This is a genomic window from Cupriavidus sp. 05N40 (genome assembly GCF_056397305.1).
In genome coordinates, this window is the sequence record NZ_JBFTND010000223.1 from 1 (window position 1) to 11,579 (window position 11,579).

The following is an 11,579-nucleotide window of genomic DNA, read 5'->3' on the forward strand; positions in this document are numbered from 1 at the left end:
GCATTGGAAACCTTGGCGCTGCGGGTAGCAGTACCGCTTATCAGGGACAGTGATATCGCTGACGCAGCCACAGCAATCGAACGCGGCAACCATGCCTCGGATATCGAGGAATGGGAAAGCTGTAACCGCGCTTTTCACGGAGCATTGATTCGACCGTGTGGCATGCCGAGACTGCTGCGCACGATCGAGGAATTGCATGTAGCTCGTCTGCGATATATGTACGCAACCACAATCAGTACAACTTGGGACCCTCAGTCACAACAGGAACATCATCAGATTCTTGACGCCGTCCGCCACAAGGACGTCGAGCGCGCATGCGGTCTGATTGAGCAGCATGTGCTCGAGTCAGCAGAAATCGTAATCAAGGCACTGAGAGGTGGCTTCGCTTATTCGGACAGAGATCCGGAGTTTATAAGTGGAAGCGCCGGGGCAGTCAGGCTGCCGATTTGATCGCTGGCAGTGTGGCGAAGTATGCCTCATCCGTGGTCTGGTCTGCCAGACTGGAATGGGGTCGTCGTTGGTTGTACCAGGTCAGGTAGTTAGCGATAGATCGGCGCGCATGGCTGACCCGAGTCGTAGGCTTTTAGATAGACCTCCTCGTACTTGACGCTGCGCCAAAGGCGTTCGACGAACACGTTGTCGCGCCAACTGCCCTTGCCGTCCATCGACAGTTGGATGCCGCGGTCAAGCACGGCGTCGGTGAACTGCGCGGCGGTGAACTGGCTGCCCTGGTTAGTCTTGACGATCTCCGGCGTGCCGTATTTCGCAAAGGCCACCTCAAGCGCCTCGACAGCATGGCAGCTCTCCAGAGTGATCGCCACCCGGTGGGCCAGTACTTTGCGGCTGGCCCAGTCCACCGCCGCCGTCAGATACACGAAGCCCCGCGCCATCGGAATGTAGGTCGTGTCTAGCGCCCACACCTGGTTGGTGTGATTGATCTTCCGGTCGCGCAGTAGGTACGGCCAGATCTTGTGCGCCGCATTCCTGCGGCTCGTGTTCGGCCGACGGTACAGCGCCTCGATGCCCATGCGCTTCATCAGCGTGCCCACGCGCCGGTGGCCGATCTGGACACCCTCCCGTCGCAACAGGCGGGCCAGCATGCGCGCCCGCGAAGGGATGCATCCAGATGCAGCTCGTCGATCCAGCGCATCAGCTTCAAGACCGCATCGCTGAGCCTTTACGTGACCGACGATCCCGGCGCTAGCGATTCGGCGGCACGACGTGGCAGTCTAAGCATCCGCCTCGCGCTCGGACGGGCGAAATCACACAGCTTTCGCACTGGACAAACGCTGGTCATGCGTTACAACCGGCAACTCATGCAGGCAATTCTGTGGGACTGCATCCACATCGCGGACGTGGTTGGAGTAAAACTCATTACCCTTGAAGAGGGGCCGCAGGCATACGCGGAGTTCGTATGCCGGGGTTCCCAAATAGTTCGTGATCGATCCGCATCGGCAGGTTTTGGGACGGTAGCGGCGGCCGGCGGCCTGTTCGGCAGCGCCGCCCAACCCTCGAAGAGTTCGTGCCGAGCGCCCAGGCGGCAGTGGGCGAGAGCATTGCGATCCAATGCACGGACGAAGCCGAAACCGTTGGCAACGTTATTCGGAACGTTGTTGATCAGCTCTTCCCCTAGTCCAGGGAGGCAGGCGATGCTCTACGATCGATCGGCGCCTCCGTGATGAGAGTGGTGCGGAGGCGGACCCGTTCAGCGTTCGCGAGCGCTTGGTGATAGTTTTCGCTCGCAATAGCTAACGCCTGCGCAAAGCGCGTCTGTGCATTCGAGATCGCTTGTTGATCCATCGATGCCGTATTTCTAAGCGTCTTGTAGAATTCTGAATCCGCACGATCCTTAGCCTGCTTCAGCTCCATTCTGGCCGACTTGGTCGCAAACTCGAACTCTTTCTCCGCGTCCATTCTCGGGTCAGCCGGCAAACCAGTCGAAAAAGAGCCATACGTCGAGTTTTTCACGCATTTCTCCATTTAAGTAAGAGTCAATATACGATCACCGTGAGGCTTACGGCGTGCGGCGCGATTGTGATGAAGCGCTTCATGCCGTTTGCGATGCACATTCTGTTCGCTCGTCCTAAGCCGCGGAACGTAGCGAAATCGCTGTGTTTCGAAACACTCAAGCAGGATGGCCTGCGATTCAGTATCCCGTGATAACGATTGGCGATCGGTCGGCTGAGGAAGCGCGATCAATTTCAAGAATGGTCGGCACTTCCCCCTCCATCGTTAGTTCCAATCCCTCTTACTTTTCAGTGATGGTCGGTCAAATTGGACTCATTCTCTTCATGCCATCAAGGATATCCCGCGGGGATTCATGGGTCGCAGTTTTGTTCTTCATAGTGAATCCGCCGTCCCCATACAAAGCGCGAAAAGCTATCGCACCGATTGCATCTCGGATCATGCTCCGTACTCTCCTCTGAGGGATCTCCCAGATATTTATGCTGCGGTGTCGAATGCGAGTACGTCAACGGTCACGGTAGGTTCGTTCCGTACTTTGATTCGCGTCTCCTCACACACCGACGATGCAGTTGGCGCTGCATTCAGTCCGCGTATGGCGTTCTGTATGCGTGATCCTTCTCGAAGTACGGAACCTATGGGGCGGATAGGTTGACGTCGCCTCAGCGTCAAAAGACATTCTGGATGCGCGTCGTAAACGGCGTGTGTAAATTGTCCGGCGTAGTTCACCACGATGTCGGTCAGGATGATTCGACAAAAATAGGCCCACTACATTCGGGCTGAAACATCCGGCTGCTCGATTGTCGACCGGAACGCGCGCACGCTGGGAGCAGCAGTCTGGCGCATTACAGCAAAAACAGAGAGATGGTGGAGAAGACATGAATATGAAGACCTTGTCAGCCGTGGCTGCCGCATTTTGCGGCCTGTGCAACGCTAGCGCGCACGCGCAAAGCAGCGTGACCCTCTATGGTTTGATCGATACGGGAATCGAGTATGTAAATCACGCCGATGCCACTGGCTCCTCAAACGTCTATCGCATGGCGTCGGGCAATACGGCGGGATCGCGCTGGGGCCTGCGCGGCAGGGAAGACCTGGGCGGAGACCTAGCTGCCGTATTTGCTCTCGAAAGCGGCTTCAACAGCGACAACGGAAGTTCGGCGCAGGGAGGACGCCTGTTTGGGCGGCAAGCCTACGTGGGCATTGCGGGGAGTTGGGGGCAAGTCACGCTGGGCCGGCAGATCAACACACTGTTTGATATCTTCGTGCCCTTCGACCCGGTGCGCTATTCCACCTACTCAATCCTGTCGCAAGACGCGCAGTTCACCAACCGTGCAGACAATGTCATCAAGTACACGGGCGTATTGGGCGGACTGACTGTGACGGGACTTTATACCCCGGGCTATGACACGACGGTAGTCAACGGCGGCGAGGTGCCTGGCTCCTTCAGGATCGGACAGGAGATTAGCGCGGGTGCGACCTACACGACGGGYAACATCTCAATGGCACTGGCCTTCGATCAACGCCGCGGGCAGTCTACCGCCACGGCAAGCGCTGTCGAGCGCCGATATGTTGGGGCGCTGAGCTACTCTTTCGGCGCCCTTGGGTTAATGGGAGGTTATCGCTATCTTCAAAGCGGCATCAGCACCCCAAACTTCCGCTCCAACCTCTACTGGGTCGGTGCTTCCTACGCTTTTTCGCCCGGCTTCGAACTGCGCGCGGGCGCTTATCGCACTGACATGCGCGGATCCTCCTCCGATGCGAACAGCTATGCGCTCTCGGCCTTGTATGCGCTCTCCAAGCGCACTAGCCTATACGCCAATGCTTCCTACATGAACAACAAGGGAGCCTCTAACTTCGGCGTGGTGCTAGGCACAACAACTGCGCCCGGTATTAACCAGACCGGGCTAGTAGTAGGCGCGAGGCACGTGTTCTAGCGCACGGCCAGCGAACAAGTATCGAGTCCCCGTCCCTTGACGGGGGCATCGACATATTTCGAGGTGTGCAGGCGCGGCGGCATGCCCACCGGGATTCAGCCTCTGAGGGGTAATGGCACCTTCTGTGGGAAATATGTCGAGAACACAAGCTTCATCTGAACGATGTTCTGCCGAGGAGCGCTTCGAAGTAGGCGTGCAGGAGCACGTCTTCAAAACTTCGAGATAGTTCCGCATTCATGACCATCGTGGTCCCGATGTCGTGCAAGAAATTGCTGTGACAACGCGCCAATAGAGAGCTTCTGGGGAAGGTTGTTTGGCGGTTGTAGCACCATTGGTACGCGACGCGCGCCCCGGCCATTGCATCCATTCGAGAATAAATCGAGCATCTACAACCGGCAACGCAGGCTCGAAACTCGAATACCGAACCCCATGGGAAGTCGCTGCTAAATATCCTAGCCAGCAGATTGCACACGGCTGACAAAACTAGGGCGTTTGCCTCGGCCATCGGCTTGGAGCCGCTGACCGCGCCGGTCTGCGGCCCGCAGAAACGGGGGAAGATCCAAAGGCTAGATAGGACATCTCAGTCTGGCGGCGAGCTTTACCTTCGGAATCTCGAAGGGAGTTAGGCCTAGGCACAGGAGGCGAATTGCTCGCCCGGCTTCGTAGGCATTTGATGCGGCGCCGCTCCCGAAACAGACAGGGGGCCGCTCAACGCACAGAATCGGGCGAGCCCGATATTCCGAGGTACGGAACAATCACCTTTGCAGGCTTGACGCAAAAGGCCGCGTCGCTGCATGTTAGCGATCACCCCGATGATTTGGCCGTTCGCGCGCCGCGTGGCCGGATAAAACCTCGACCCCCTGACCATGACGGAAGCTAAAAATGTCTCAAGTCGCCTTGCACTATCGATGGTCCGAGCGACCGAGCGAAACCATTCTCGGCGGCATCACGCGCCGTTTCATCACGTCGGAACGCATGATGATCGGCGAAGTGACCTTAAGAAAGGGGGACCTTGTGCCACTCCACGCCCACCCGAACGAGCAGTTCACGTTCGTGGTGAGGGGTGCAATGCGGTTTTGGCTGGACGAGACCAACGAGCATGGCGTACTGGTAGAAGCCGGGGAAGTGGTCGTAATTCCGGCTAATACTCCCCATCGAGCCGAAGTGCTTGAAGACACGCTCGAATACGACATCTTCACCCCCCCGCGCGGCGATTGGATTGACGGCGACAGTCCCCTGCTGCGAGACCTATCCCCATCAGGTGTCCCGTCCGTTCGATCCGAGTAGCTGTACGCAGCGCGAAGCAGATTGGGCTGTGTCGAGTTCTACAAAGCCATACACTGGTTGCATGGCGGCATCGGCAATACAGAATGGGACCGTGTACTAGCCGCCGCGAGTGCTTTATTGCAAACTTGTGGTCGAAGCCATACACGGCGACATGCCTCAGGCGCCGGTCAATTTTCGCGTGCCTCTCAATGTACGGAACATATCGAGAGCCCGGGTTGACCCGCCTTGACGCGCTTCGTTAAATGATTTTGTGTGCGCTCCCTTCGGAAAGTGTAATGACAAGGCAGATTGCAGCGGCAGACCGAAAACACGCTCGATTAGCATTACCAGTATCGAGTAGAGATCCTTATCGGCAGGCAGAGGACGCGGGCCGCGGCAAGGACAGCGGCCCCATGGTTGCACCCCTCGCACGTAGTCTCGCGGTGCTTAGTGCCTTCACACCCGAAGAGCAATGGCTGGGTAATCAGGAGATCTCCGCTCACACCGGCATTCCGGCTCCTACTGTTTCCCGCATGCTTCACTCGCTTGTTACTCTGGGCTATCTCCGTTACTCGCGAGAGCGACGCAAGTACCGCTTATCAGCCGCCGTGCTCTCGTTGGGCTACGGTGCGATTGCGCATCGCACGATACACAGGCTTGCACGTGTCAAGATGCAGGCCTTTGCCGACGCTAGTCAGACATTCGTCGTACTCGCCATTCGCGATCGCTTGGATCTGATCGTGCTGGCAACGTGCACTAGCCAGAGTACGGCGATAGACTTGCGTCTGCCCGTTGGAACGCGCTTGCACATCGCCTCGTCCCCGCTCGGATGGGCGCTGCTCGCGTCTTTGCCAGAGTTGGAACGCTTCTACTTGCTTGGCAATGTGGAGCGAAAGATGGCGCGCGACTGGCCACGGCTCAGACGTCGCATCGGAGAGGGTATTTCCGAGACGTTAAATTCAGGCTTTTGCACATCAATTGGAGAATGGGAGCCCGAACTCGGCGTAGTCGCCACCCCCGTCAACCTTCCCGGACATGCACCGCTGGTAATCGCATGCATTGGTCCAGGCGCCAGAATGAGTCGGGCTCGCACCGATCGCGAACTGGGCCCCCGCCTTGCGGCAACGGCGCATGCCTTGCAGGAGGAGGCATTGTTCGCCACCTAAATTGCGGAAAGACCGCGCGGAGGAAGCAGCATGACTACACAGATGCCGGATCCGACAGGCGTGACAGTGACAGTGGAGCACGGACTACAGGTCCTGCGGGCCTTTCGAGCCGACCGCGCGCCATTGACCAACGTCGAGTTGGTGCGCCGTACCGGCCTTTCGAAGGCAACCGTGTCCCGCCTCACGAGCACTCTCATTCGCGTGGGATTCTTGCGGCGCGTCAGCGGAGGCCGCGAATTCGAGTTGGCGCCCGGGTCCCTGAGTATCGGGCATGCCTACCTGGAAGCCAACCCGGTCATCAGCGTGGCAAATCCGTTAATGCAAGACCTAGCCGACAGGCTGAATGTCTCCGTTGCGCTTGCGGTCCCGAACCATCTCGACATGCTATACATCGCCTACCGATCCGGCATAAGAATTGCGACATTGCGGCTCGGTGTGGGCTCGCTCCTGCCGATGGGCTCAACGTCCGTGGGACGAGCGTTCCTGTGGGCTCTGGACGATGGCGCACGTGCCGGATATATCAGCGAATTGCTTCGCTCGGCAAGCGGCCAGAGGGGAATGATGGAAGTGAAACTCGCCGCCGCGTTCGAAGATCTGCGATCGAACGGCGTTTGCATGTCGGTTGGGGAGTATCAACGTGATGCCTATGGCATTGCCTTGCCGGTCCGGGTTGGCACCTCTAGAACGTTGATGACGTTGAGTTGTGGCGCCGTCGACGTCGAACCAAACATTCCTGCGATCCGTAAGCGCGTTATACCTGCACTGAAGACTGCTGCCGCAGCGCTGGAAGTGCGCCTCCTCGCAATCGATGGCGAGTCCTGAAGTAAGAAAGGCGTGGCTCGAAGTCGCCGCGCCTTTCATTCTGGAAATGCGGGGACAGAGGCCGCGGCCGAAATCCGGACAGTCGGATAAGTGGAAAAGCTGGGGCCTGAGCCGGCCATAGTGGCGGGCATAAAGGATAGCCGATTTGAGTGTTGATGCCGGGCACGAAAGCAATGCGCGGCCGTCCGGGATGGCCGGCGTCGAGGCAGGCGGCGACGAACGGGCGGAACACCAACGTCCCGCTCCGCGCCAGCGCTTTACATTGAAGTCGGCACGCTCCTACAGAATCGTGCCTTTCTCGTGCCATTATTCACCTCCGAGATTTGAGCAAAGCCCGCCATCGTCATCTGATGGGCTTCTCTTTGGGCCATGCGATCTCGTTCCTGGTGGTGGCCCTGGCGCAAAGCAAGATTCAGCTTGCGAAGCTCACAAGCTGAACCCGCTGGCGTGCGTCCCGCGCTAGTGGCTGATCATCCATGGGCGACCTGACGGTTGCTTTAGGCCGGCGGAAGAAGTCTTTTTGCTGACGCCAGCGAGAGACGCGCGCTCGCCTGAGCAACAAGCGCAACTCTGCCTGTGGCGAAGCTGCCCCCCGTCGGTGGACTGGCGCGGCGCATGAGCAGCCCGCTCATTGGTTGCGTGAGCGACGCGACTTGAGCCGGCCATCAACGCGAGTGACGGCGCACATATCAGGCGCTTGCTTTCTCTGCCGCAGCTTGGGCAGTGGCAAGGATTCTCGCGGTCTCCAATCTGTCGCAGGACGGAGAACGGGCCGCAATCTGCGCACCCGAAGTCGTAGATGGGCATGAGGAACCTCCTATCGGATGTCGCTTAGGGCTCCACCAGGTCTGGCGAACACGGCAAGTCCAGGCCGCCGTGCACCTGCCTGCGGGGGCCATCGGCATTCGGCCTGATGTCGAAGTCAAAAATCTGGGTGGGCAGCCAAAGCGTCGCGCAAGCGTTCGGAATGTCAACTACCCCGCTGATATGCCCTTGCACCGGTGCGCATCCCAGCAGGGAATACGCCTGCGCGCCCGAATAGCCGAATTTCTTCAGGTACTCAATCGCATTGAGACACGCTTGGCGGTAGGCGACAGTAACGTCGAGGTAGTGCTGCCCACCGTGCTCGTCGACCGAAATGCCTTCGAAGATTAGGTAGTCGTTGTATACCGGAGTAATTGGGCTGGGCTGGAACACCGGATTCCGAATGCCGTACTTCTCAATGCCGCCCTTGATGAGATTCACTCGCATGTGCACCCAGCCGGCCATTTCGATGGCACCGCAGAACGTAATCTCCCCGTCGCCTTGGCTGAAATGGAGATCCCCGACCGAGAGGCCTGCGCCGTCTATATAGACCGGGAAGAAAGCCTTCGACCCGCGTGATAGATCCTTGATATCGCAGTTGCCACCGTGCTCGCGCGGCGRTACCGTGCGTGCCCCCTCGGCGGCGGCCTTGTCCCGGGCGACGCCGGTCRGCTTACCCATGTGGGCTGTCGCCGCCAATGGCGGATTCGCAAGTGGCGGTACGCGCTCGGGTGCTGTCGCAATCAATTGGGTCTCTCGTGCGTTCCATGTTTCCAGCAGCTTTGAATCTGGCAGGCAGCCAATCAGCCCTGGGTGAATCAATCCGGCAAAGTTCACGCCCGGGATATGGCGCGAACTCGTGTAGACGCCGTGAAAGTCCCAGATGGATTTCTGGGCGTGCGGGAAGTGGTCAGTCAGGAAGCCGCCCCCATTTGCCTTTGAGAAGAAACCATTGAAGCCCCATTGGTTGTCCGGCCTGGCTCCAATGTCGAGCAGATCGACCACCAAGAGATCGCCGGGCTCGGCGCCGCGCACGCCTACGGGGCCGGAAAGAAAATGCACGATAGAAAGGTCGATGTCACGCACGTCGTCTGCGCTGTCGTCGTTCTTGATGAAACCGCCGGTCCAGTCGTAGGTCTCAAGGATGAAGTCGTCACCGGGACTTACCCAGCACGCCATGGGAATGTCCGGATGCCAGCGATTGTGGATCTGGTCGTTCTCGTACGCGGACTGGCTTAGGTCGACCTTGATGAGAGTGTCAGGCATGTGTTCGCTCCTTTGGGGCAAAAACTCAGTCGGAATAGTTCAGGGTGGAAAACGCACTACGCCTCTCCGGCTGGTGTCGGTGCCGGAAGGGGCGGAATGCAGTCGGAGGGGGCAAGCAGTTTTTTCGCTACCAGGCTGTACATCCACCGCGCGTCGTCCACGTAAGTCACGCTGCGCGGTCTCACGAACAGTTGATCTGCATTTCAACTCTGGACCGCCGGCTGTTCTGCAAGGCGTTCGTGCAGCTATCACTTCGGTGATCTCAATGCCGCGTGCGGGTCCGATATATCTCTAGGGCATGTGAACCCAACTGCTCGGTTGCGGTGCCGTTCACTACCTTACCTGTTGTACCTCGACAGGAGGTCGTTACATTGGTTGATGGCACACTTCATAAAAAAGGCGCGTCAGCACACCCTGATGCGCATTCGATGTCACGCTGCACATAGGTACCACCTGCAGTCACGCCTCTCTGTTGAACAATTGAGGCCGCCCTACTAACTGATTGCGGGCTTCTCCTTCGGCGATTCGGTGTCTATAGTGTTCGAGTCTTTCAGGAGCCTTTCCGGCATGGCAACGAGCAGGACGAGCGCGCCTACGCTCAGAACTACGGCGAAGACGTAAATACCAATATTGATGCTGCCAGTCGTTGATTTTGAGAAGCCCAGCACGGTCGGGCTGACGAATCCCCCAATCAGAGCGAGCGAATTGATAAGGGCAATTCCGCCAGCGGCTGCTTGCCCCGACAGGTAACGAGTAGGGATAGTCCAGAAAAGCGGCATCGACGCATAGAGGCCAACTGCTGCCACGCTTAGAGCGATGAGCCCAAGAATCAAGTTGTTTGGAACAAACGTACTTGCTACAAGAGCTGTTGCGGCGACGAACATAGACCCTGCCAAGTGCCTTCTCCGCTCTCCGGTCGCGTCCGAATGTCGGCTAATGACGACCATGCCAATAGTGCTGGCAATGTACGGGACTGCGGTCAGGAGGCCAATGTGGAAGGGATCGGACACTCCATAGCTTTTAATCATGCCAGGTAGCCAGAATCCGAGAATATACAACCCACACATCACCGCAAAGTAGACAAGGGCCAGTGCGTAAATGCGGGCGTCACGAACAGCAGAAGCCATGGAATGCGCGCTATTTCCCCTGGGGGTTTTGGTGTCGCGTTCAATTATGTCGCGCTCGGTTTCTGTCAGCCATTTCGCGTCTTGCGGTCCATCAGCCAGAACGAACGCGGCGACGATGCCGAGTACGATTGCTGGCGCCCCTTCCAGGAGAAACATCCATTGCCATCCATGGAGATTATGTACGCCATCCATAAATGTGATGATCCATCCAGAAACGGGACCCCCCACAATACCGGCAACCGCGATCGCGGACATGAAGATTGCAATAATACCTCCTCGCAAATGCGCGGGAAACCAATACGTGAGATAAAGGATAATTCCTGGGAAGAACCCGGCCTCGAATACACCCAAGAAGAATCGTAGGATGTAAAAATGCGTTGGATTCTGCACGAACATCATGGCAGAGGAAAGTATCCCCCAACCGATCATGATGCGCATGATGGTTTTACGCGCACCGATTCTCGTGAGAAACATGTTGCTCGGAACTTCAAACAGTACATATCCTAGAAAGAAGATTCCGGCTCCAAATCCGTATGCGGTATCACTGAAGCTGAGATCATGCTGCATGCGCAATGCGGCAAATCCAATGTTCACGCGATCTAGATAGGCTATGACATAGCTGATAAACAAGAATGGCAGTAACTTCCATGCCACCTTTCTATAGAGTGGTTCTGATTTCATGCTTATGTCTCCTGTATATTTTGATATTTAATTGACGTGCGTTATCCTACGAGTAGATTTCGCAGTCAATTTTTCTAAAAAATTCTAAGGAAATAAAGTGTCTGTGGTTTTGCTATTTTGGGATGCGCTATCGTTGGGAATTTTAATGTGGTAGTAAATAAGGTGTGCAGTTGCTGAGGGTGATGAACAGTTTGAAAAAGAGTGGCAAGAGTAATCAGGTCGGAACGTCGACGAACTTATCTAACTGCTCGTGCCGGTTTCGCAACGCCTTGATTATAATTTCAGCAGATTCGAGCACATGCAGCTCAATCAGACCGCATGCGCGCTCGACGTCCTTGTGGCGGACGGCATCAAGAATCTGATGATGTTCCTGTTGTGACTGAGGGTCCCAAGTTGTACTGGTTGTGGTTGCGTACATATATCTCAGACGAGCTACATGCAATTCCTCGATCGTGCGCAGCAGTCTCGGCATGCCACACGGTCGAATCAATGCTCCGTGAAAAGCGCGGTTACAGCTTTCCCATTCCTCGATATCCGAGGCATGGTTGCCG

General features: G+C 57.1%; 10 protein-coding genes and 2 pseudogenes. 6 read left to right on the forward strand and 6 right to left on the reverse strand.

Going from position 1 to position 11,579, the window contains the following annotated elements; all coding sequences use genetic code 11:
- Window positions 1-450 (forward strand): GntR family transcriptional regulator (locus AC1DO7_RS34630; protein ID WP_477117143.1); only part of this gene is annotated, 450 nt, incomplete at its 5' end.
- On the opposite strand, the pseudogene AC1DO7_RS34635 reads toward AC1DO7_RS34630, so the two are convergent.
- Window positions 434-1,159: pseudogene (locus tag AC1DO7_RS34635) on the reverse strand (IS3 family transposase); the annotation flags it as partial. The gene AC1DO7_RS34630 and the pseudogene AC1DO7_RS34635 sit on opposite strands and share 17 nt — an antisense overlap.
- Before the next feature lie 13 nt (window positions 1,160-1,172).
- Here AC1DO7_RS34635 and AC1DO7_RS34640 point away from each other — a divergent pair.
- Window positions 1,173-1,434: pseudogene (locus AC1DO7_RS34640) on the forward strand (formaldehyde dehydrogenase, glutathione-independent); the annotation flags it as partial.
- Between the two features lie 195 nt (window positions 1,435-1,629).
- Here the strand turns inward: AC1DO7_RS34640 and AC1DO7_RS34645 are convergent.
- Entirely contained in the window at window positions 1,630-1,968 is a 339-nt protein-coding gene (locus AC1DO7_RS34645; protein WP_441624314.1) for a hypothetical protein, read from the reverse strand.
- An 872-nt stretch (window positions 1,969-2,840) separates the two neighbouring features.
- Here AC1DO7_RS34645 and AC1DO7_RS34650 point away from each other — a divergent pair.
- The 4 genes from AC1DO7_RS34650 to AC1DO7_RS34665 all read left to right on the forward strand — a co-directional run bounded on the left by AC1DO7_RS34650 (window position 2,841) and on the right by AC1DO7_RS34665 (window position 7,150).
- Entirely contained in the window at window positions 2,841-3,896 is a 1,056-nt protein-coding gene (locus tag AC1DO7_RS34650) for a porin (protein WP_441624316.1), read from the forward strand.
- An 882-nt stretch (window positions 3,897-4,778) separates the two neighbouring features.
- Window positions 4,779-5,183 (forward strand): cupin domain-containing protein, encoded by a 405-nt coding sequence (locus AC1DO7_RS34655; protein ID WP_441624318.1) that lies wholly within the window; start codon window positions 4,779-4,781, stop codon window positions 5,181-5,183.
- Between the two features lie 392 nt (window positions 5,184-5,575).
- Window positions 5,576-6,328 (forward strand): IclR family transcriptional regulator, encoded by a 753-nt coding sequence (locus AC1DO7_RS34660; RefSeq protein ID WP_441624320.1) that lies wholly within the window; start codon window positions 5,576-5,578, stop codon window positions 6,326-6,328.
- A 30-nt stretch (window positions 6,329-6,358) separates the two neighbouring features.
- Window positions 6,359-7,150 carry an IclR family transcriptional regulator gene (locus AC1DO7_RS34665; RefSeq protein WP_441624322.1) on the forward strand — a complete coding sequence of 264 codons (792 nt, stop codon included), beginning with the start codon at window positions 6,359-6,361 and terminating at the stop codon, window positions 7,148-7,150.
- A gap of 459 nt (window positions 7,151-7,609) precedes the next feature.
- Here the strand turns inward: AC1DO7_RS34665 and AC1DO7_RS34670 are convergent, their stop codons facing one another.
- The 4 genes from AC1DO7_RS34670 to AC1DO7_RS34685 form a co-directional block, all read right to left on the reverse strand.
- Complete coding sequence (locus AC1DO7_RS34670; RefSeq protein WP_441624324.1) at window positions 7,610-7,957, reverse strand: FmdB family zinc ribbon protein; 348 nt, start codon at window positions 7,955-7,957, stop codon at window positions 7,610-7,612.
- Between the two features lie 24 nt (window positions 7,958-7,981).
- The gene (fmdA, locus tag AC1DO7_RS34675) at window positions 7,982-9,220 is read right to left on the reverse strand and encodes a formamidase (RefSeq protein WP_477117144.1); all 1,239 of its coding nucleotides are present in this window, start codon (window positions 9,218-9,220) and stop codon (window positions 7,982-7,984) included.
- A 494-nt stretch (window positions 9,221-9,714) separates the two neighbouring features.
- Window positions 9,715-11,028: an MFS transporter gene (locus tag AC1DO7_RS34680; RefSeq protein WP_441624327.1), complete on the reverse strand. Its 1,314-nt coding sequence runs from the start codon at window positions 11,026-11,028 to the stop codon at window positions 9,715-9,717.
- Window positions 11,029-11,242: 214 nt separating this feature from the next.
- A partial coding sequence (locus tag AC1DO7_RS34685; protein WP_477117145.1) for a GntR family transcriptional regulator occupies window positions 11,243-11,579 on the reverse strand: 337 nt, incomplete at its 5' end.